Origin of the sequence: Kribbella solani (assembly GCF_014205295.1) — a bacterium.
In the GTDB taxonomy this organism is placed as follows: domain Bacteria; phylum Actinomycetota; class Actinomycetes; order Propionibacteriales; family Kribbellaceae; genus Kribbella; species Kribbella solani.
Map to the genome: position 1 here is coordinate 3,748,093 of NZ_JACHNF010000001.1, position 21,157 is coordinate 3,769,249.

22 protein-coding genes are annotated in these 21,157 nt (G+C 67.9%); 5 read left to right on the forward strand and 17 right to left on the reverse strand.

What is annotated here, in order from left to right:
• Window positions 1-23: 23 nt before the first annotated feature.
• Entirely contained in the window at window positions 24-1,454 is a 1,431-nt protein-coding gene (locus tag HDA44_RS16910) for a hypothetical protein (RefSeq protein ID WP_184835512.1), read from the reverse strand.
• A 142-nt stretch (window positions 1,455-1,596) separates the two neighbouring features.
• On the opposite strand from HDA44_RS16910, the gene HDA44_RS16915 reads away from it, so the two are divergent.
• Complete coding sequence (locus tag HDA44_RS16915; protein WP_184835514.1) at window positions 1,597-2,049, forward strand: hypothetical protein; 453 nt, start codon at window positions 1,597-1,599, stop codon at window positions 2,047-2,049.
• A 122-nt stretch (window positions 2,050-2,171) separates the two neighbouring features.
• Here the strand turns inward: HDA44_RS16915 and HDA44_RS16920 are convergent, their stop codons facing one another.
• Window positions 2,172-3,056, reverse strand: a complete 885-nt coding sequence (locus tag HDA44_RS16920) for a glycoside hydrolase family 16 protein (protein WP_184835516.1) — start codon at window positions 3,054-3,056, stop codon at window positions 2,172-2,174.
• 161 nt (window positions 3,057-3,217) lie between these two features.
• On the opposite strand from HDA44_RS16920, the gene HDA44_RS16925 reads away from it, so the two are divergent.
• A complete protein-coding gene (locus HDA44_RS16925; RefSeq protein WP_184835518.1) occupies window positions 3,218-3,907 on the forward strand; it encodes an NAD-dependent epimerase/dehydratase family protein in 690 nt (229 codons plus the stop codon).
• Window positions 3,904-4,422 (forward strand): GNAT family N-acetyltransferase, encoded by a 519-nt coding sequence (locus HDA44_RS16930; RefSeq protein ID WP_184835520.1) that lies wholly within the window; start codon window positions 3,904-3,906, stop codon window positions 4,420-4,422. Before HDA44_RS16925 ends, HDA44_RS16930 begins: the two co-directional genes overlap by 4 nt.
• A gap of 126 nt (window positions 4,423-4,548) precedes the next feature.
• On the opposite strand, the gene HDA44_RS16935 is transcribed toward HDA44_RS16930, so the two are convergent.
• The 6 genes from HDA44_RS16935 to HDA44_RS16960 all read right to left on the reverse strand — a co-directional run bounded on the left by HDA44_RS16935 (window position 4,549) and on the right by HDA44_RS16960 (window position 11,173).
• Window positions 4,549-5,235, reverse strand: coding sequence for a PIG-L deacetylase family protein (locus HDA44_RS16935; protein ID WP_184835522.1), 687 nt, complete (start codon window positions 5,233-5,235; stop codon window positions 4,549-4,551).
• On the reverse strand, window positions 5,232-6,134 hold the full coding sequence (locus HDA44_RS16940; protein ID WP_184835524.1) for a carbohydrate ABC transporter permease: 903 nt from the start codon (window positions 6,132-6,134) through the stop codon (window positions 5,232-5,234). The genes HDA44_RS16935 and HDA44_RS16940 overlap by 4 nt, the downstream gene beginning before the upstream one ends.
• Entirely contained in the window at window positions 6,131-7,102 is a 972-nt protein-coding gene (locus tag HDA44_RS16945; RefSeq protein WP_184835526.1) for a carbohydrate ABC transporter permease, read from the reverse strand. Before HDA44_RS16945 ends, HDA44_RS16940 begins: the two co-directional genes overlap by 4 nt.
• Window positions 7,099-8,382: an ABC transporter substrate-binding protein gene (locus tag HDA44_RS16950; RefSeq protein WP_184835528.1), complete on the reverse strand. Its 1,284-nt coding sequence runs from the start codon at window positions 8,380-8,382 to the stop codon at window positions 7,099-7,101. Before HDA44_RS16950 ends, HDA44_RS16945 begins: the two co-directional genes overlap by 4 nt.
• Window positions 8,379-10,064 (reverse strand): beta-galactosidase, encoded by a 1,686-nt coding sequence (locus HDA44_RS16955; protein ID WP_184835530.1) that lies wholly within the window; start codon window positions 10,062-10,064, stop codon window positions 8,379-8,381. The genes HDA44_RS16950 and HDA44_RS16955 overlap by 4 nt, the downstream gene beginning before the upstream one ends.
• A 92-nt stretch (window positions 10,065-10,156) precedes the next feature.
• Complete coding sequence (locus tag HDA44_RS16960) at window positions 10,157-11,173, reverse strand: LacI family DNA-binding transcriptional regulator (RefSeq protein WP_184835532.1); 1,017 nt, start codon at window positions 11,171-11,173, stop codon at window positions 10,157-10,159.
• A gap of 123 nt (window positions 11,174-11,296) precedes the next feature.
• On the opposite strand from HDA44_RS16960, the gene HDA44_RS16965 reads away from it, so the two are divergent.
• Entirely contained in the window at window positions 11,297-12,424 is a 1,128-nt protein-coding gene (locus tag HDA44_RS16965; protein ID WP_184835534.1) for a mandelate racemase/muconate lactonizing enzyme family protein, read from the forward strand.
• On the opposite strand, the gene HDA44_RS16970 is transcribed toward HDA44_RS16965, so the two are convergent.
• The 8 genes from HDA44_RS16970 to HDA44_RS17005 all read right to left on the reverse strand — a co-directional run bounded on the left by HDA44_RS16970 (window position 12,414) and on the right by HDA44_RS17005 (window position 18,943).
• The gene (locus HDA44_RS16970; protein ID WP_184835536.1) at window positions 12,414-12,947 is read right to left on the reverse strand and encodes a hypothetical protein; all 534 of its coding nucleotides are present in this window, start codon (window positions 12,945-12,947) and stop codon (window positions 12,414-12,416) included. The genes HDA44_RS16965 and HDA44_RS16970 overlap by 11 nt on opposite strands.
• Entirely contained in the window at window positions 12,944-14,053 is a 1,110-nt protein-coding gene (locus tag HDA44_RS16975; RefSeq protein ID WP_184835538.1) for a hypothetical protein, read from the reverse strand. Before HDA44_RS16975 ends, HDA44_RS16970 begins: the two co-directional genes overlap by 4 nt.
• 34 nt (window positions 14,054-14,087) lie before the next feature.
• The gene (locus tag HDA44_RS16980) at window positions 14,088-14,489 is read right to left on the reverse strand and encodes a FixH family protein (RefSeq protein WP_184835540.1); all 402 of its coding nucleotides are present in this window, start codon (window positions 14,487-14,489) and stop codon (window positions 14,088-14,090) included.
• Window positions 14,486-15,967, reverse strand: coding sequence for a hypothetical protein (locus HDA44_RS16985; RefSeq protein ID WP_202887404.1), 1,482 nt, complete (start codon window positions 15,965-15,967; stop codon window positions 14,486-14,488). Before HDA44_RS16985 ends, HDA44_RS16980 begins: the two co-directional genes overlap by 4 nt.
• Before the next feature lie 160 nt (window positions 15,968-16,127).
• Complete coding sequence (locus HDA44_RS16990) at window positions 16,128-16,775, reverse strand: response regulator (RefSeq protein ID WP_184835542.1); 648 nt, start codon at window positions 16,773-16,775, stop codon at window positions 16,128-16,130.
• A complete protein-coding gene (locus HDA44_RS16995) occupies window positions 16,772-17,974 on the reverse strand; it encodes a sensor histidine kinase (protein ID WP_202887405.1) in 1,203 nt (400 codons plus the stop codon). The genes HDA44_RS16990 and HDA44_RS16995 overlap by 4 nt, the downstream gene beginning before the upstream one ends.
• Before the next feature lie 60 nt (window positions 17,975-18,034).
• Window positions 18,035-18,394: a DUF4345 family protein gene (locus tag HDA44_RS17000; protein WP_319040007.1), complete on the reverse strand. Its 360-nt coding sequence runs from the start codon at window positions 18,392-18,394 to the stop codon at window positions 18,035-18,037.
• 69 nt (window positions 18,395-18,463) lie between these two features.
• Window positions 18,464-18,943 carry a MarR family winged helix-turn-helix transcriptional regulator gene (locus HDA44_RS17005; RefSeq protein ID WP_184835544.1) on the reverse strand — a complete coding sequence of 160 codons (480 nt, stop codon included), beginning with the start codon at window positions 18,941-18,943 and terminating at the stop codon, window positions 18,464-18,466.
• Between the two features lie 63 nt (window positions 18,944-19,006).
• Here HDA44_RS17005 and HDA44_RS17010 point away from each other — a divergent pair, with 63 nt between their 5' ends.
• The gene (locus tag HDA44_RS17010; protein WP_184835546.1) at window positions 19,007-19,306 is read left to right on the forward strand and encodes a hypothetical protein; all 300 of its coding nucleotides are present in this window, start codon (window positions 19,007-19,009) and stop codon (window positions 19,304-19,306) included.
• Between the two features lie 327 nt (window positions 19,307-19,633).
• On the opposite strand, the gene HDA44_RS17015 is transcribed toward HDA44_RS17010, so the two are convergent.
• Window positions 19,634-21,136 (reverse strand): MFS transporter, encoded by a 1,503-nt coding sequence (locus tag HDA44_RS17015; RefSeq protein ID WP_184835548.1) that lies wholly within the window; start codon window positions 21,134-21,136, stop codon window positions 19,634-19,636.
• Between the last annotated feature and the right edge of the window lie 21 nt (window positions 21,137-21,157).

Genomic DNA, 21,157 nt, shown 5'->3' on the forward strand with positions numbered 1-21,157 from the left:
TGCTGCCGGCGGGGCAGGTGGCGCTAGGTTTGGGCGCCGGCGGTGATTTGGCTGGGGAGGTTCAGCCACCAACTCGCCGCGGTTTGAGCTTCGTGGGGTGCGCGCGCGTCCAGGCGGAGGCGCTCCAGGGTGGGTAGGTGCCCGGTGATGCCGGCACTGTAGGCGAGGCCGCTGAGGATCTCGGCGCTCTCCCGCCGAGCCGCCTGCCGCAGGTGCTTCTCGATCGCATGGTTCCACCAACTGTCCGGCGCTTTCCCATCCAGGTGTGCGATCGCGAAAGCAGCCACCCGGACCGTCTCGGCGGGTAGGCCGTCGGCCGTCACCATCAGCTGGGCGAGACGAAGCTCCGGCTCACCGCCTACGTACCGCAGCGCCGCCAGCAACGTGCTGCTCCACTCCGGATCGCCGGTCAGCGTCGACGGTTTCATCAACTCGGCCCGAAGCGCCGCGGCCAACGAGCGCTTGTACGGCGTCGCCGCGAGCAGTGCGGCCGCCGCAACGCGGATCTCGGAATCGGCATCGAAGAGCAGTCCGTCCACCAACTCGGAAAGTACGTCCAGCTCGCCCGTACCGGATTCGTCGACCGCACTTGTCCGGGCGGCGATCCCGTTCACCATCGCCGTACGCCGATCGTCTGGCCGTACGAAGGGCCGGGCGGGCGAACGGAACGCCTGCAGCGCGGCATCCGCCCGCGCCTGGTCGTACGCCTCCAGACGCCCTCGGTCAGCCGCCGCCGCGAGCGCGATCACCGCACCGGTCAACGCCTTGTCGTTCGTTGGTTCGGCCAATTGACGAAGCAGCACGGTGATGGCGTACGCGTGATCGCTGGCGCCCAGCGCGGCCACGGTGGACGTCATGACCTGATGATCGGGCAGCGCGGCGGTGGCGGCGCAGACGTCGATGACCGCCTCCTGGCCGCTGGGATGCACGACGAGACGGTTGAACGCCGCGTAGCGCAGGTTCCACGGCGTACCGCACGCGATCAGCATCTCCACCAGGAGCCGTTCGGCGATCGCCTCCCAGAGCGGTTGCGGCAAGAACGCCATCGGCCGCGCGTCGAGCAGCCCGGTCAATTCGTCCCACTCCGCGCCGGAAATCACCTCATCCGGGGAACAGGCCAGCTCAAGCAGTTGATTGATCCGGCCGGCCGGCAAAGCAGTGTTTCGTGCCGGCACGGTCAGCGGCGTACGCCCCAGCTGTTCGAGCAAATCGAAGATCGACGTCAGGGTCCCGGTCGGCAAGGCGAGCAACCGCTCGTACCTCGTGATCGCCCCACGCGGCGCCCGCAGCGAACCAGCCTCCCAGCGCTGAATCGTGGACGGATGGACCGGCCGAACCACTTGGTCCGGCAGCACCCGCGCGAACGCGGTCCGGGTCCGAAGACCCGGGTCCGGTCCGGCCACGCGGTTCACCTTCAGCATCCACCCCAGCCAGCGCTGAATCCTGTTCACCATCGCCCCTCCCCACGCGGGGTGTACCACAAAAGTGGCCTCGAAAGGTAAGGCTGTGCACGACCGGATCGCGTCCGCACAACGCCGCCGCCGCGCCGAGGCCGGCGCCGATCGTGGAAGCACCGACACCTCGAGGAGACAACGTATGCGGAGCTTGGCGAAGTATGTCGCGGCCGCGGTGGGCGTACTGACGCTCGCGATCAACGTTCCGGCCGCCAACGCGACCGACGGCGGCAACGGCATCGGCGGGAACCCGGTGAACTGCACCGGCAACTGGACGGTCGGCGCGGCCGTACCGGTCAAGGCCAGTGACGGACGCACCATCGGCTACTCACAGATGTGGTGGTCGAACAGCTGCCAGGGGAACTGGACGCGCGCGTGGACCGTCAACGGTCAGGCGACGACCATGGAAAGCACCATCGCGCAGGGCATCCCGCCCGGCCCGAACCGGCGGTTCGCGATCGCGAACGACTACACGAACGTCCACTTCACGCTGTACGTCCATGCCAGCCCCAGCGAGAAGATGTGCGGCAGCACGCAGATGTGGGACCCGGTCACCACCAACTGGGCCTTCACCGGCGTCTACTGCCGGACCTGAGCCACTCGGAAGAGCGAACGGCGGCCGGCAGGGGGGCTGCCGACCGCCGCTCGTGCCGGTGGTAGGGAGGGGACCACCGGCGTTCAGGGGATTCGTGCTGGGTGTTGCCGGGTGTTGCAGGTTCAGCGTTGCCAGAAGCGAACGTAGTCGATCGACTTCTTCGCCGACATCGTGGCCGGGTTCGGGTCGAAGCCGGGCTTCGAGTAGACGTACAGGTCCTCGATGATGTTCGTGTTCTCCGTCGGGGCACCGGCCACGCTGCAGATCAGGGTGCCATCGATGTAGAACTTCGTCCCCGAGGCCGAGATGTCCGCGCCGTACACATGGTAGTCCGCGCCCGGATCGAAGCCTAGATCCACCTCGCAGCCGCCCTTCGCGCCGGCGTGCGACGTCAGGTACAGGTGGCGCGGGCGGTCGCTGTACTGCTCGTAGACGTCCGTTTCCTGCCACGAGTCAACGCCCGACGCCTGCCAGGTCCAGAACCCGGGCCAGAAGCCACGGGTGTCAGCGACCGTGCCGCCTTGGGCGTCGCGGAGATCGTAGGTGAGTTTGGCCCGCGACTCCATGTAGCCGTACTTGAACGTGACGCCGCCGCTCGCGGTCGACGTGAGCAGGCAGGACGTCCAGTCGTACGTCGTCCCGGACGGCGCCTGGTACTGCTCGCGCTTCGCGGTCATCGTGACCGCGCCGTTCGCTTCGGTGCAGTTGCGGTCCAGGTTGTACTCGAGCTGCTGATTGCCCTTGTTACCGCGACCCGCGTCGGGAAGCGCGCTCGAGTTGCCGTTCCACTTCGTCCCCCAGTCGACCGCGGAACCGTTGAACTCGTCCCACCACTTGATGTTCCAGCCGGTACCTGCACCGACCGGCTGCACTCCGGCGGGCGGGTTGTCGCCCGCCTGCACTTTCAGTCCACCGGTGTCGGCGGTCGCGCTATGGGCCGCTAGCAACGATCCGGTGAGGGCGATGACACCGGCAATCGCCGGTAGCACAAGCTTTCGATGAAACATGAAGGATCTTCTCCTTGTCACTGCGCCGGGGCGGCCGGCCGCAGGGGGCGGACAGAAGGATTACAGTTTCCGGAAACTTTTGGCAACGGTGCAGCAACAGCTTGCCACGTATTCCAGCGATGTGCCAGCATCGGATCTGTTCTTCCTGGAGGTGAGCTGCGGTGCGGGTTCTCGTCACCGGTGCGGCGGGATCCGTTGCACGGCAGGTACTTCCGGCCCTCGAGCGCCGCTACGAGGTCCGGCCGGTCGATCTGCCCGACGGTGACCTGAGCGACCTGGAGGCCGCCCGTCGCCTGACCACCGGGGTCGATGCAGTAGTGCATTTGGCCGGCAACCCACAGCCGGCCGCCGGCTGGGAGAGCCTGCACCGACCGAACATCGTTGCCCTGACCAACATTCTGGCCGTTGCCGGGCGCAGCAGAGTGGTGCTGGCCAGCTCGGTGCACGCCGTCGGTCAGTACCGGCTCGGCGGCGTCGACGCGCAGCGGCCGGCCGCGCCGTGCTGTAGCTACGGCGCGACCAAAGCGTTCGCCGAGGTCGCGGCGCGGGCGCATTCGTACCAAACCGGAGGTACCGCGATCTGCCTCCGGCTCGGGGCGTGTACGCCGACGCCGCCCGCGCGGCAGGCACTCGAACTGTGGCTAGCGCCGGAAGACCTGCAGCAGTTGGTCATCCGCGCGCTCGAGGCGCCCGCCCGGTTCGCGATCGTGCCTGGGGTCTCGGCGAACACCGGGAGCCGATGGTCGACCGCCAACACCATCGGCTACCGCCCCACCAAGGACTCCGCCCAGTACCGGAACCAGGTTGACGATGTGCCCGGATGGGCAACGTGCGAAGGAGCGGCCGCGTGACGTGTCGACTGATTGCCGAGACCGAGCTCTCCGATGGGCAGGACGCCCAGCTCCGGAGGCTGCTGGCGAAGGCGTTCCCGGACCGGGCGGAGCACTTCCGCCGGCAGTCGTGGTGGCTGGCGCGTCCACAGTGGCGGCTGATCCTGAGCGATGACGGCGTACCGGTCGCGCATCTCGGTATCGAACGCCGCCGGGTCGGCGTCGGCGACGACGACGTGTACGTTGCCGGGATCGGCCATGTTTGCACCGATCCGGCGTACCGCGGGCGCGGTCTTGGCCTGGAGCTGATGAAGCATCTGCATGCGGTGCTGCCGGCACCGTACGGTTTGCTGACCTGTTCGCCTGCTGTCCAAGGGTTCTACCAGGCCGCCGGCTGGGCCGAGGTCGCGCCGGGAGTGACGATGACGAACGTGTACACCGGCGAGACCATCGAGTCGTTCACGCACCCGGCGATGGTCCTCGGCGACAACTTTCCGTCCGGACGTCCGATCGACATCCGCGGGCTCCCCTGGTAGTCCCTCCGCTTATCCCCTGATCGACCGGCCGAGGTGCGGCTCTCCCCCGAGTGAAATATCGCCGCACCCAAACTCCGGTCCGCGGAGGTCGCCGCCGTGGCGCCACGGCGGCGGCCTCCTGCACTGTCAGCCCGCCGGCACCCGGCGCACGATCGTGAACGCCTCCGCCAGCCGCCCGGCCGGCAACTGACCGGCGGCCCCCACGGCGGCGCAACGATCCCGGACCGACTCGGGCTCGATCCCCGGCTGGCTCCGATGCTCGGCCAGCGCGGCCACCTTCAGCCCGAACGTCTCGGTGATGTCCACGTAATGGTCCGGTTCCGGCGGCTCGCAGAACCAGACCTCAGGCACCGACCACGTACCCAACTCCGACAACTCCGGATGCACGTACGGGTTGAGCGCATCGGGGTACACCGCGCAAGCGGCCGCCTCGCCGACGGCCGAATGATCAGGATGATCTGCTTCGCGCAATCGCCACGTACGCTCCGGTGAGCTGGTCATCACCCGCTCCGGCCGCTTCAGCCGGATCGCCCGGGTGATCTCGCGACGAAGATCGAGTGTCACCGTCAAGCGCCCGTCCGCGTACCCATCGAGGAACTCGACGTCCTTGACCCCGATCGCCGCCGCGGCCGCCCGCTGCTCGGCCTCGCGCAGCTGCTGGATCGTCTCCCGCGGCTCGCCCTGGCCCGCTTCACCACGGGTGACGACCAGGTACGACACCTCGATCCCGTCGCGTACCCATTGCGCGATCGTCCCGGCGGCGTTGAAATCAACGTCGTCCGGATGGGCGAAGACGGCGAGTGCACGGGTCATTTCAAGGCTCCAGCGGTCAGGCCGTCGACGATCCGGCGCTGGAATAGCAGCGCGCCGATCACCAACGGGACGGTGACGGCGACACCGGCCGCCATCTGGGTACCGAACGGTTGGTCGAACTTGTACTGCCCGGTGAACAACGCGGTGATCACCGGCGCGGTCCGCATCGACTTCTCGTTCGTCAGCGACAACGCGATGATGAACTCGTTCCAGGCCGCGATGAAGGTGATGATGCCGCTGGTGAAGATGCCCGGCATCGCCAGCGGCAGAATCACCGAGCGGAACCCCTGCCACTGGCTGCACCCGTCGACCTGCGCCGCGTCCTCGAGCTCGGCGGGCAACTGTTTGAAGAACGCGGTCAGGTTGAACACGGTCAGCGGCAGGCCGAAACTCAGACTCGGCACGATCAGCGCCTGGTATGTGTTGATCCAGTCCAGCCCGACGAACAGCTTGAGCAGCGGAATCAGCAACGTCACGCCGGGGAACATCGAGGTGGCGATGATGACCGCCAGCACGACGTTCTTGAACCGGAACTGGACCCGCGCGATCACGTACGCGGTGGTGATGCCGATCGCGAGCGTGATCACCGTGGTCGTACCCGCGACGATCAGGCTGTTCAGCAACGCCCGGCCGAACCCGTTCCGGGCCGAGAACGCGGCTTTCATGTTCTCGAAGGAGATCGGCGCCGGAAAGAGGGTGGTGGCGAACTGGTCGGACGGCTTCCGCAGCGCGCTGACGATCATCCAGTAGAACGGGACCAGGCAGTACAGCACGATCAGCCCGGACCCGAGATCCGCCAGCCGGAACCGGCCGAGGCCCTTCCGGCCCACGGCCTTCGGAGCGGGCGGGCCGGACCGTTTGGCCGGCTTCGGGCGTACTGCTTCAGCTGCGATGGTCATCGGCTCTCCTTGAGCCCGCGCCCGATCAGATCGGCACCGAGCACTTTGACGAACAAGAACGCGATCAGCGCGATGTACAGGAACAGCACGGTCGAGTACGCGGCGGCCGGACCGTACCGGACGTTCGACATCTCGTACTGGGCCAGGGTGGACAACGTCTCGACCGAATGTTTGTGCGCGCCGACCAGGACGAACGGCAGGTCGAACATCTTCAGCGCATCCAGGATCCGGAACAGGACCGCGACCACGAGCGTTGGTTTGACCAACGGAATGGTGATCCGCCAGAAGGTGGCCCAGGTACCGGCGCGGTCGATCTTCGCCGCCTCGTACACCTCCTTCGGGATGATCTGGAGACCGGCCAGCACCAGCAGGCCGATGAACGGCGCGGTCTTCCAGATGTCCGCGATCAGCACCGTGGTGAACGGCGCGGAAATGAACCCGAAGATGGTCGAATCGTCGGCCGTCCAGACGACCTGCGTGTGCAGCACCGCGTTCGCGATCCCGTCGCTCTCGAAGACCCAGCGCCACAGCAGCCCGGAGATGGCCGTCGGGATGGCCCACGGCACCAGAACGCTGACGCGGACCAAGCCGCGGGCCCGGATGGCCCGGTTCATCACCAGGGCCATCGCGACGCCGAGCACGACCTCGGCGGTCACCCCGATCACGGTGAACAGCGTCGTGTTCCAGAACGCGTTCCGGAACGCTTCGCCGGACTCACCGGTGAAGATCCCGGCGAAGTTGCCGAGGCCGAACGACTCGGTCCGTTCGAGCATCCCGGTCTGTGGGTTGACCTGGTCGGCCACCTGGACGAAGGCGAGCCGGACCGCCGCCAGCACCGGGTACCCGACCACCAAGGCCAAGGTCAGCAGGGTCGGGGAGAGCATCAGGGCGGTGGACCACCCTGAGCCCTGCCGGTTCGGCGGCTTCACCGTGCTTCTTCCGGTCCGCTCCCGGATCATTGTCGTCATTTGCCGACGATGCCGCTCAGTCGCTGCTGCAGGTCGGACAGCGCCTGCTCGGACGTCTTCTGACCGGTCAGCGCGCTACTCACTTCCTCCTGGATCGCGGCGGTGGCGTCGCCGTACTTGATCACCGCCGGCCGTGGCGCCGCGTTCATCAGGCCTTCTTTCAGCATCGGCATGAACGCGTACTGCTTGACCAGATCCGGGTCGTCGTACATCGCCGTGTACGCGGGCGACTGCGCCGACTGGACCATCAGCTGCTTGGCGGTCTGCTGGCTGGTCATCCACTTGATGAAGTCCAGCGCGGTCTTCTTGTTCTTCGCGTACTTGCTGATCGCCAGGTTGTTCGAGCCGATCGTGCCCTTGCCCGGACCCTTCAGCCCCGGGATCGGCGCGACGCCGAACTTGCCGGCAACCTTGCTGGAACCGTCGGTCTTGTTCGCGAGCGTGTAGACGTACGACCAGTTGCGCAGGAAGAGCAGCTTGCCCTCCTGGAACGCGCGGCGGCCGGCCTCCTCGTCCCAGGTGATCGCTGCCTTCGGAATCCGGCCGGACTTGAAGCCGTCGACCAGGAAGTTCAGGCCCTCCTTCGCCTCCGGGGTGTTCAGGGTCGGCTTGCCGTCGGATCCGACCACCGAGCCACCGGCCGAGTTGATCGCCTCCGACGCGTTGACGGTCAGCCCTTCGTACTTGTTGAACTGGCCGCCGTAGCAGTCGACACCCTTTGCCTCCGGCAACTTCAGGACCTTGGCACAGGCGGCATCCAGCTCGGCCCAGGTCTTCGGCGGCTGGACGCCGGCCTTGGTCAGCAGGTCGCTGCGGTAGTACAGCAGGGCGGTTCCACCACCCCACGGAGCCGCGTACATCTTGTCGAAGTACTTCACGCCCGCGACCAGCGACGGAAGGATCTGCCCCAGCGGGAACTCGCTCTGCGGCAGCTCCTCCACCCAGCCGTTCGCCGCGAACTCCGCGGTCCAGACGACGTCGAGGGACACCACGCCGTACGAGGAGGACTTGGTCTGCGCGTTCTGGATCAGCTGCTGACGCTGTCCGTCCGCCTGCGCGGGCAGCTCGACCAACGTGACCTTCTGGTCCGGGTGTTCGGTATTCCATTTGTCGAGCAGACCCTGCTGTACGCCGCTGGAGTCCTTGCCGGTGACGAACGTGATCGGTCCCACGCCGTCCAAGGCGTTCGATGCGGGCTGGGACACGGGCTTGGGATCGGCCGTACAGCCGGTCAGGGCAAGCGCCGCGGCGACCAGCAGCGCGGGATAGCGGTACTTCATGGCAGGACCTCCAGAGTTGCTCCGCCGGCCAACGGCCGGCCGCGGACATCGGTGGCGGAAAGGTGATAGGTACCGGGCTTGTCCAGCGCGACGAGCGTGTCGAAGCGCTGCAGCCGCCCGCGTCCGATCCCCAGCGTCGTGGTGGAGACGGGTTGACCGCTCGCGGTGGTGATCCGGAGCTTGACCGGCCCATGGGCCGTGACGCCGGCGCTGACATCCACGCTGCGCGATGCCTTGACCTGCGAGTGCGAGACCTGGGTGATCTGCTGCCCGTTCGCGGTCCAGATCGGCGCGGTGTCGATGGTCCGATCTTTGGTATACAGAACGAGTTGCGCCAGCGCGGTCTTGCCGTTCGGCGGTGCGGGGTAGCTGAGTGGGAGCTGGTTGCCGTTGGCAACCTGCACGCCGTCGAGGTACAGCTCGGCCCGCTGAACACCGGCCGGAAGCTTGTCGACTGTCGCCTTACCCGCATCGAGGCGGAGTACCGGGCGACGATCCGGTGTCCTGACCGCACCGGTCAGCTGCGCGAGCGCCTGATACGTACGCGTCGGCTTGTTCGGGTACTCGAGCAGCGTCCAGCCGTGCCACTCGTCGTTCGGCGTCACCTCGGACCAGACGAACCACGCCAGCCCGGAGACGTACGGGCGTTGCGCCGCGAGCTCGTACGCCCGGCGCAGGTAGTACGCGCGCTGATCGTCCGGTACCAGACCCATCCACGTCCGCACCGACGAGTACGAGAACTCGCCCAGGTAGATCTTCTTGTGCGCGTCGCCCTGACGGACCATCTCGGAGCGGAGCCGATCGATCCCGAGGAAGTTGTCGTCGAACTCGCCGCCGGCCGCGTTCTCGCGGACCTTCGCCGGATCGTGGTTGTCGGGATGCCGGTCGTCGGTGTACGGGTGCGCGCCCATCGCGTCGAAGAAGTCATCGTTGTGGGCGGCATCGGGATACTTGCGCAGGGCGGCGTACACCTCGCGCACGAAGCCCGGATCGGTGCGGGTGGTACCACCGAAGATCACGTCCGCCTTGCGGTCCTTCGCCTTCACCGCCAGGTACCCGGTACGCAACAGCTTCGCGTAGTCGGCGGGATCCTCGACCGGCTTGTAGAAGTCGCGCCAGTTCTCCTCGTTCCAGATCTCGTAACTGTCGACCTGGTTCCGGTACCGCGCCGCCAGCGTCTGCACGAAGTCGCTGAACTCCTGCAACTCGGTCGCGTTCCGCGTCGGCGGGTACCAGATCCGCTGGCCGTAGTCCGGCACGGTCGCGACCAGGTCCGGATGCACCCAGTCGGGCGTCGAGTTGACGTGTACGGCGGTACTGATGCCGCGCCGCTTCGCCTTCTCGAAGTAGCGATCGAGCACCGACCAGTCACAGGCATCACGTGTTGGGCACAGACCAGTCCAGGACGCGACCACCTGCGCGCGTCGTACGCCCGCCTCGGCCATCTTGTCGAGCGAGGCATCGAGGTTGTCCGCGGCCGGGTAGACGAAGGCCACCGCGATGTCGCGGACCCGGGACGCCGGGACCGGCTGATCTCGTTGTGGTTCCGGCAGCACGACGCCGGTCGACGGCGGCGCGGCCGCGTTGGCTGGGTTTCCTACCGCGGTTCCTGCGGTCGTACCCGACACCGCGCCGAGGGCGAGAGCGGTGGCGAGCATGACGAATCGAACTCTGGAGCGCATGATGAATCACTTTCCGCGCACCCCGTTGCGCTTGAGGGCAGCCCCGTTCGACCGCGGACCGTCGGCACGCGGTGGTCAGGGTGTGAGTTGGGTCAGTCCTGGCTGGGTAAGGGCCGGGACGGCCAGTGGATCTCGGCGGTCACCGGGCCGGTCGACTCGCGGACGATCAGCTGCGTGTCGACCTCGACCGGCCCGGTGTCCGCCTTGTCGCCGGACTGGAGGAGGTTCAGCAGCAGGTCGACCGCGAGTGAACCGATCTCGTCGACCGGGATTCGGACGGTGGTCAGCTGTGGCCGCATCAGCGATGCGACGAAGGTGTCGTCGACCCCGACGACGCTGATGTCGTCGGGCACCGACAGACCGCGGTTGGCCAGCTGGAGCATCAGGCCGATGGCGGTCAGGTCGTTGTTGGCGATCGCCGCCGTGACGCCGTGCGCGGCGACGATGTCGGCCGCCTGGACGCCACCCTCGACGGACTGGGCGAACGGACCGAGCTCGACGAGCTCCATCCCGAGTGCCTTGCAGGTACGGCGGACGGCGGCCCGGCGATGCTGGTTCGACCAGACGCCGCGCGGCGCGTTCACGTACGCGCACCGGGTGTGGCCGAGGGCGTAGAGATGCTCGACGGCCTGCCGCATCCCGTCCTCGCTGGAGGCGACGACGGTCGGCAGACCGCCGGCGCTCCGGTTCACCAGCACGGTCGGAACCCGGCCGGCGATGTCGACCAGGGTCTCGCTGGGCAGCCGCGACGACCAGAAGATCAGGCCGTCGACCTGCTTGGACATCTCGGCGACCGCTTCCGCCTCTTCGCCGGCGTGCGCGTCGCTGTCGGCGAGGTAGATGCCGTAGTTGCGGGACCGCGCGCGGCGCTGCACGGCCTTGATCATCGGTGGGAAGAAGGGGTTGACGATGTCCGGCACGATCAGCCCGACCGATCCGGTGCGGGTCGACCGTGGGGCCGGATCCGGGACGTAGCCCAGTTGTTCGGCAACCGCCAGCACGTGCGTGCGGGTCACGGCGTTCACCCGGTCGGGCATACCGAACGTCCGCGACACCGTTGCCTTCGACACCCCGGCCTCAGCCGCGACGTCCGCGATGGTCACCGCCATTCCGACCTCCTTCTGTGTGCTAGAGCCTGCACCGGCCGTGGATGTGAGTCAAGACCATTCCGGCAACTATTGGCAAAGTTGCTGCAACAAGACAGGATGGTTCCAGATTCGAGGAGGCAGGGTTTGCGGATCGTCGATGCGCGGTTGACGGTGGTTCCGGGGCGCGGGCAGGACATGCTGCTCGTCGTGGTCCAGACCGACGAAGGGGTACACGGTCTCGGCGAGATCGGGGTGCGTACGTCGCCGGGGGTGTCGCGGGCGGTGCTGGAGCACCTGCGCGGGGTACTGATCGGCGCGGACGCCACCCGGATCGAGCATCTGTGGCAGACGATGAGCCGCGGCGACTTCTTCCCCGCGGACCGCTCGGCCGGCTGCGTCATCTCGGCGATCGACATCGCGCTGTGGGACATCCGCGGCAAGGCGTACGGCGTGCCGGTGTACGAACTGATCGGCGGCCGGGTCCGCGACTACGTCACCTGCTACACCCATGTCCACCCCGAGGGCCACGACACCGAAGCGGTGGTGGCGAGCTCACGCCAACTGGTCGCGGAGGGCTGGCGGAACCTCCGGCTGGTGGTCCCGACCGCGGGCGAGGTGATCGAGCCGCGGCAGGCGATGCGGGTGGCGATCGAGCAGTTCCATGCCGTCCGTGATGCCGTCGGCAACGACGTCGAGCTCGTCATCGACGCGCACACCCGGCTCGATCCGCCCGAAGCGGTCACGCTCTGCCGGGAACTCGAGTCCGCCCGCCCGTACTTCGTCGAGGACGTACTGCGCTCCGAGGACCTGGACGCGTACCGGATGCTGCGCTCGCGGACCGCCGTACCACTCGCGGCCGGCGAGCAACTCACCTCGAAATGGCAGTTCCGCGCGCTGATCGAGGGTGACCTGATCGACCACGCGCGGATCGACCTCGGTATCGCGGGCGGGATCACCGAGGCCCGCAAGATCGCCGCGATGGCCGAGGCGCATCACCTCAAGATCGCGACGCACAACCCGCTCGGCCCGGTCTCGACCGCCGCCGCGATGCACTTCAACCTGACCTGCCCGAACTTCGGCCTGCAGGAGATGCCGCCCCAATCGGTGCACAAGGCAATCAACCACCCGCACACCCTGGCCGGCGGCAACCTGAGCGCGCCCCGGCTTCCCGGGCTCGGTGTCGACCTCGACCACGCAAGGATCGAGGCCGCCACCGGCCCGTCCAGGACGCCACAGATGCGGCGCCTGGACGGCTCGTTCACTAACTGGTGAGGACAGGTTTGGTACGGCTCGTACGCCGCCACGCGAGTACCACGGCCGCGATGAAGAGGAAGAACGGGAGTGCACCGATCGCCCAGCTCAGGCTCATCGGCGGGCCGGGCTGCTTCAGGACCGCGAGGTTCTTGAGCTCTCCGACCCCCTGACCTTGCGGCCCGTCGACGGCGAAGCGGAACGTCCAGTTGCCCTCGGCACGCAACGCCTCGATGTCCAGACCCCACTTGTCCCGGGCCCGCGGGTGCCGGGACAGCTTGCTCTCCAGCACGTCGCCGTTCGGTTCGATCCGGGTCAGCGTGCCGTGCTTGTCGGCGATGCCACCGTCCGGCAGGAAGGTGAAGTCGAGCGACTGCTGCGCCCGGATCGGCCAGACACTGAAGCCGACCAGGATCGTGTACGGCCCCGCCTGCACCTTCTCGGTATGAACCACCTTCACGGCCGGAACCGCTGCCGCGGGCATCGTCGTCAGTCCGAGTACGACCGCGATGGCAGCGACCGTCGCGCCAAACCGCCGGATCATGCCTGCACCTCCGGCCGTACCTGCCGAAGCACCCGGCCGAACCCGTGCATGGCCAGACCAGCCGCCCCGCCTAGCAGTGCTCCCAGTACCACTGCCAGCACGACGGCAACACCGGCCGGCGCCTCTTCCCCGGCAACGATCATCGCCTGGTACGGGGCGCAGGCCGCCACTGTTCCGGCCGTCAGCGCGCCGACGAGGCCGTACCGCCACTTGTTGTCCTTGACAAGCAGTTCGGCGACCAGCGCAACCAGGACAAGACACATCGGCCAGACGACCGGCATCACCGGGATTCCCAGTACGTCATCGCGCAACGGCAACCCGAGCGAGTCCGCGTACAGCTTGGTCACCCACGGCGAGAACCACCACAGTACGAGCTGAATCACCGCCAGCGCGCCGGCGGTCTGGACCATCGCCCACTTCCGGCCGGTCATCGCCCGGATCGCCAGCAGGAGCAGCGCGGAGACGCTGCCCGTCCCGAGCGCCACCCACTCGACACCCTTGCCGAGCAGCTCCAGCACGACCAGCAGCAGGCAGTCGATCGCCAGCAGCATGCTCGTCGCGGCGACCGCGCCGGGCATCCCCCAGCGGCGATCACGCGCGGCCGCGAAGACGAGGATCGCGCCGCCCATGGAGATGGTGATCGACAACAGCAGTCCGATGTGCGGCGGCGACTCGAGTACCGCGTCGAAGCCGTACACCTCGTGCCACCACAGGTCGTACATGCCGTACAGCAGGAAGGACGCGGAACCCGCGCCCGCGACCAGGTATCCCACCGGCGCCTTGAAGGTGCCGCGGAAGACGGCCACCGCCTGGCCGCCGGTCGCGGGATCGATGCGGTGGCCGGCGCGGGCCTTCGCGGTGGTGGAGAGGACGACGGCCAGGCTGACCAGGCCGGAGATCGCGCTGCCGGAGTAGAGCAGGAGGTGCGGCAGGGTGAAGAACGTGTCCGGTCCGACGTCGGCGTGCCACTGGGAGTCCCAGCAGATTCCGACCAGGGAGAGGAAGGTCGCGGTCAGTACGGCAACCGCGGCCGGCCATCCCCTGCTGAGCAAGGTCTGTGGCTGTGTATCGGCGTACGCCGGTTCGCTGCTTGCGATCGACGCCATGAAGTTCCTTTCGTCGGAGGGTTTCGGCAGATCCTTAGCCGGCCACCTGGACCGGGACCACTACCTCGTCCTGGTCGGAGCCGTGACGCAGCCGGACGGTGATCGACCACTGTCCGGGCATGGACAGTTCGAGACCTTTGGCCTGGTAGTGGCCCGGCGACTTGAAGGTGGCGGTGACCGGGTCGGTGGCGTGGCCCATCCGGGCCATCGCGGGCTCGAGCACCACCTCGTCCAGCGTCGCCGGTTTGCCGTCCCGGTCGGTGATCTCGACCTGCCACGGGCCGGACTTCGGCTTCGGGTCCACCAGGCGGACCGTGTAGTGGTCCGATCCGGCGACCACCGCGTCCTTGTCACCCGTCAGCGTGGTCCGGTACCAGAGCACCAGCCCCGCCACGACCGCGACCACCGCGCAGCCGAGGGCGATCCGTTTGATCATGAAACTTCTCCGTTCGTGGCGGGTACGTCGAGGACGACCGGAATGGTGAGGACGGCGTAGTCGCGCTCGACCTGGACCCAGAGGTAGTAGCGGCCCGGGTACGGGAACGTGGTGGTGAATCGCACTTCCGGACCGAAGCCGGCGACGGTTTCGTCCGGCGGATTCACCGTCGGTTGTCCCGGCGCCATCGCGTGTCCATGCAGCCAGACCGGTGCCCGTTCGAAGGGGGAGGACTTCGTCTCGGACACCGGCCCGGCCGCGATCAGGTGGCCCTGCATACCCAGCCAGAGCTGCAGGGGCGCATCAACAGCAACGGAGATCGTCGACGACCGGCCAGCCGCCGGCCGCCCGGCCGAGACGGTCACCTTGGTGCCGTCGACGACCCGCGCGCCTAGCCCGGCAGGAGCTGGTTCGGCTGCTGGTTTCGTTGCTGAAGGCTGCCCGGCGACGGGGAAGCCGGCTGGGCGTACCAGCTGCATGCCTCCGCCGCGACGGGCGAGTTCCACGGACAGTGCGTACGTACCAGGCTCGGTCGGGGTGAGTTCGACGCGATAGTCACCAGCGGCGACGCGGATCGGATGCAGGTGCCACAACTGCCCGGACGGACTGATCACCACCAGGTGCGCCAGCGCCCCGTGATGCAGCTGCAGGTCGTCGACGGGCCGCCCGGTCGACCCATCCGTCAGCACCAGCCGCAGCTCGAACCGGCGCCCGGCCGTCGCCGCGTCGGCCTCGACCCGAATGTTCACCGGCGGCCGCGCCGGATCGGTCCGTGGCGCGGACGCATCGGCGTACGGGTCCACGGTGTTGGCGAGCGTCGCGTCAGTCTCACTGCCCGGTACGGCAGGCGGGCGTACGGTCGGCGAGAGCATCGCACCGGTGATCCCAACCGAGAGCGCCATCACCAAACCACCGGTCGCGACCATCGCGACCCCGGTCCCCCGGCGCCGTACCGCCGCGACCAGGGCGCACACCAGGCAGCCACCCGCCGCGATGAACCCGCCGTACGCGGCCCGCTCGGTCGGCGCGACCACCTTGACCTGTACGACGAACGGGATCCGCGCGGTCCGCGTACCGTCGCCGATCTCGAGCTCCCACGGCCCGGCGCGATCGACCGTCAGCGTGACGCCGTACAGACCGGGCTCCGCGCCGAGCTCCACGGTGCCGCGCTCGGTCACCTGGCCCGGCGCCGAAAGGTTGCCTTTGGCATCTTGCGGTACGAGCGCCAGCATCAGCTTCCCGGGCGGCGAGCCGCGGTGCGTGACCACGTCGATCCGGAGCGGACCAGGCACCTTGTCGATCCGCCGGACCGTGACCGTCAGCTCCCGTTCACCGAGCGACTGCGCGAACGACTGATCGGACCCGGTCGGGCCGCCATCCGCGACCGCCAATGAAGGTGCCTGCAGCAACAACACGGCACCGACCAGGATCGCGAAGAGACGCGCCAGCGGCCCGCGGCGGCGAAGATGCTTGTTCATCGCGGCCAAATCTAGGCACCGGAAACGCACCGGTCGTCACGGTGAGTGGGGATTTCAGATCCCCCGTACGGGGGACCACTCCACACCTCCCCAAACCGGTTTGGGGAGGTGACACGCCCGCTCAGAGGGGTCAATCCTCCCCAAACCGGTTTGGGGCGGGTTAAACCAGTCCGTTCTGGAACGCGTAGACGACCGCGTGCACCCGGTCGCGGAGGGCCAGCTTGGTGAGGATTCGGGACACGTGCGTCTTGACCGTCTCCTCACCGACGCCGAGCGCGGCGGCGATCTCCGCGTTCGACCGGGCCGCGGCCAGCTGGATCAGTACTTCGCGCTCGCGTCGCGTCAGCAGCTCCAGGTCCGGCGCCGTCGCGGGTGGCGCGATCCCGGCCGCGAAGCGCGCCACCAACCGCCGCGTGACCGACGGATCGATCAGCGCATCGCCGCGCGCCGCGATCCGGATCGAGGCGAGCAGTTCCTCCGGCAGTACCGTCTTCAGCAGGAATCCACTCGCTCCGGCCGCCAAGGTTCGGTACACGTACTCGTCGGTGTCGTGTGTGGTCAGCACCAGAATGCGCGTCCGGTTACCCGGCTGGGCCAGGATCGCCTTTGTCGCGGACAGCCCGTCCAGGCGCGGCATCCGGATGTCGAGTACGGCGACGTCCGGCCGCAATCTGATGCTCTCGGCAACAGCCGACTGGCCGTCGCCGACTTCGCTGACACATTCCAGATCAGGCTGGGTGTCGAGTACCGCGCGAACTCCGGAACGGAACATCCGGTGGTCGTCGGCCAGCAGTACGCGCACCGTCATTCGGCGTCCAGCGGAACTCGTACGCGCAGCTGCCAGGTCGCGCCCTCGGGACCACAGCCGACCTCGCCGCCGAACAACCGCACCCGCGAACAGATACCGGCCAGTCCGCGTCCCATCGAGGTTTGCCAGCCGGCCGCCGGCCGTTCGCCCAGACCGTTGGTGACGGCAACCAAGATCGCGTCCGCTTCGTAGTCGATGTTCACCCGGGCATTGTCGCCGTTCCCGTGCCGCAACGCGTTCGTCAGCGCCTCCTGCACGATCCGGTACAGCGCGACGTCCAGCGACGCGGGCAGTTCGCGTTCGGCCCCGGTGACGGTCAGCGTCACGGGCAGTCCGGCCGCGCGTACGCCGACGAGCAACTCCTCCACACTGCCCAGACCGGCCTGCCGATCGGACTCCTCCGGTTGCCCGTGCAGCAGGTCGAGCAGCCGTCTCAGGTCGAGCATCGCGGACCGGCTGGCCGATTCCACCGAGGTCAGGGCTTGCTGCGCGCCGCCCGGTGGACTGTCGGCCAGCGCGAGCCGGGCCGCGCCGGCGTGGATGGAGATCGCGCTCATATGGTGCGACAGACCGTCGTGCAGGTCCCGGGCCAGCGCGCCGCGATCGTCCGCGACCGCCTCCCGGATCGCGATCTCGCGTTCCCGGGTCAGGCGTTCGGTACGGCGCTCGAGATCGGCCAGGTACGTGCGGTGGGTGATCGTCAGGCGACCGACCAGCCCGGGCAGAAGGATGCTGGCCGAACTGGTCAGGATGATCAGATCCCAGCCGGACTGCGGATCTCGCTCGATTCCATGGCCGATCACGCCCGCGGCGATCAGCCCGGCGAGTACGAGACCGGCCGGGCGGTTGCGCAACCAGGCGCCGGCCAGGAACGCCGCGATCAGCGCGCCGAAGTTGTTCACCTCCGGCTCGGTCGCCGGCCGGCCCGGCATCAGGAGCGGGCTGAGGATGAAGACCGCCGCGTGGGCACCGGCCACCCAGGCCACCCAACGCGGCGGGGCGGCCAGCGCCAGGTCGACCACGATCGCCGCGATCAGCAGCGTGATCGGGCGCCATTTGTTCATCGGCGGGCCGAACAAGAGCATGACCGCCGCATCCGTACCGGCGCAGATCACCGCGATCCCCAGCGCGACGAGGCCGAACCTGCCGCGTAACCACAGTCGCGGGTCGGCCATCAGCCGTACGTCAGCGTCGCCCATCTGTCCTCATCTCGCCCAGCCGTGCCGTGTCAGGCCAAACCTACTGGGAGCGAGCGATGGTCAGCGGATCGTGAGCAGGAGGGCGGCGGCGAGGGCGACCTCGACCCAGAAGTAGAACCAGATCGGGTAGAAGGCGGTGGGGCGGTCGGCGATCCGGCCGATGAGCCGGCCGGCCGCCATGCCCAGAAGGGCGATCGCTACGGCGAGTACGACGCCGCGGCGGAGGTCCGGGGTGGTTGCGGCGACGAGTAGGACAGCGGCGATGGCCAGGCCGAAGCCACCGTAGACGGCGCGTACTTCGGTGCGGGCGTGGCCGGTGTCGGCCTGCAGCGCGAAAGGTCTGACCAGGGCGGCGGGGGCGGCCAGGCCGTAGATGCCCATGCCGGCGAAGAAGACAGCCACCACGACGATGACAACCACGCGCGATTCCCTCCGGCCGGGTTCATGCAATCATTGCAATAAGTACCGGCACCGTACCATTCCGGCGATTTACTCGGGCTTCTGTTCTGTCTTCTGTTCCGTCGTGGCGGCGGTGATGACCATGGTCAGGCGGTCGTGCAGGTCCATCAGCTCGCCGAGGTCCAGGCCGAGACGCTGTACGATCGCGGGCGGGACCTCAAGGGCCTGGTCGCGGAGCGCGCGGCCTTCGTCGGTGAGCGATACGGCCAGGGAGCGTTCGTCCATGACTGAGCGGGCGCGGCTGAGCAGACCGGCGGCTTCGAGACGTTTGAGCAGCGGGGACAAGGTGGCCGGCTCGAGCTGGAGCATCCCGGACAGATCCTTCACCGACACCGGCTCGCGTTCCCAGAGCGCGAGCATCACCAGGTACTGCGGATGGGTCAGCCCCATTGGCTCCAGCACCGGGCGGTACAGCGCGATCACCGTACGCGCCGCGACCGCCAGCGCGAAACAAACCTGGTGCTCGAGCGCCAACGGGTTCTCCGGCGGCGTGATCTTCGTCCCTGCCATGTGATTAGTGTAGCAACCTTATGTACACTAATGATTAGTACACGAAACAATAGTGGAGGAGTGATGACGCAGGTGATACGACGGCGGACCCCGCGTCCGATGAACATCGAGACCGTGCAACGCTGGGTCGTCTCCGCCGTCCTCTTCCACGTCGGCACCGTGCCCGCGGTCACCCTGGCCGTCTACAGCATCGGCGTCGCGGCGGACGAGTTCGGCCGCGGGGTCGGCCTGTGGTTCATGTCCGGCGTGATCGGCCTGCTCACGGTCGCCGGCATCCTCGCCATCTTCCGCCGCAGCCCACTGTCCCCGTGGCTGATCCTCGGCGTACTCCCGACCGCGGTCACCGGCTTCTACATCTTCTGAGCGCACCGCGTCCGCCGAGACCGCCGTACGCAAAAAGACGGTCGGCCTCGCGCAACGCCGGGAGCTGGGGGGTGTGCTCAACCAGGCCAAACGAAGTCGACCGCCCTATCGACAGCTTCGCACCGATCGCCCCCACAAACCTGAGAACCGTACGCATTCCGGAACCGCCCGGTCAAAAACTCCCATCCCCTGAACCACCGCGCTCCCAGCCGCCCACCCCGAGGCCCCCGACCACCCACCAGTTCAGGGGTTATCCCCTCAACTGCAGGGTTGCCCCCTCGGTATTCGACGGGGCAACCCTCCATCTGAGTGGGCAACCCCTTCGGGTCAGGGGGTGGGGTTGTGGGGGCGTTCGGGAATTAGCAGGAGGGCCAGGACGATCAGCATGGTGCCGACGCCGGCGTAGCCGACTGCGTGGACGGCGTTGACGAACGCGTTGCGGACCTGGCTGAGGAAGATCCCGTCCGGGCGGGCGGCGGCCTCGCGGAAGCCGTCTACCCAGGTGCCGGCCGCCTGACCGGCCGTCGCGGTGAGGCTGGAGCGGTAGACCACCGTCGCCAAGCTTCCGAGTACGACGAGACCGGTCGCGATACCGATCTCGTTCGCGGTCTGGGCGAGTGACGCGGCCGAGCCGGCGCGTTCCTGTGGTGCGTGCGAAATGATGTCGTTCATCAGGAACGGGAACGCGGCCCCGATCCCGGCCGTCGTCAGTACCGCGCTGCACACCACGATCGCGATCCCCGACCGCCCGGCCGGCAGCAGCGTGTACGGGACGAAGCCGGCCGCCATCACGATCAAACTGCCGAGCACCACGTACTTCGGGCGGAGCCGGTGACCGAGCCACGGGCCGGCGTTCGCCGCGATGATCATCGCGATCGTCGACGGGATCATCAGCAGCGCCGACTTCAACGGTGACAGACCGAGCGCGGACTGCAGGTAGAACGCCGCGAAGATCGACGTACCGCCCATCAGCAGCGCGGTCAGGAACAGTACCCACATCGCACGGCTGACGCCCGGCATCCGGAGCAGCGCGAGGTCGACGAGTGGATGTTCGAGCGTGCGCTGGCGGCGTACGAACATGAATCCGAATGTCAGGCCAAGCAGGCCCAGTCCGATCGTTGACCACAGTGGTGCGCCGTTGACCGACCACTTGAGCGTGGCGACCAGCGCGAGGATCGAGGCCAGGCAGAGAGCGGCGCTGCGGAGGTCCAGGGGTACGTCGATCCTGGTTGCGGATTCCGGGAGGAGACGCGGGGCGGCCAGCAACGTCAGGAGCATGACCGGTACGCCGAGGAGGAAGACCGAGCCCCACCACCAATACTGCAGCATCACTCCGCCGATCAGCGGCGCGACGGCCATGCCGGTGAGGAAACAGGTCATGTACACGCCCATGGCGGACACTCGGCGCTTCGGATCCGGGAAGAGCTGACCGATCAGCGCCATCGAGGCGGGCATGATCGCCGCGCCCGCGATACCCATCACGGCGCGGGTCGCGATCACCATCCACGGCGCGGTCGAGAACGCGGCGGCGGCCGAGGCGATCGCGAACACCGCGGCGCACAGGACGATCAGCCGGCGCCGGCCGATCCGGTCGCCGACCGCGCCCATCGTGACCATCGTGCCGCCGACCATGAAGCCGTAGATGTCGTTCATCCACAGCAGTTCGGTCGGCGACGGCCGCAGGTCGGCCGACATCCGCGGGAGCGCGACGCCGAGCACACTGATGTCGATCGCGATCAGCAGCGAAGGCAGGGACAACAAGGCCAACGCGACCCGGGGATCACGAACGCGCCCGGCAACTGCCCTGGCCGACGTGGGTGTGGACGTCATCAGAAATTCCTTTCGAAGCAG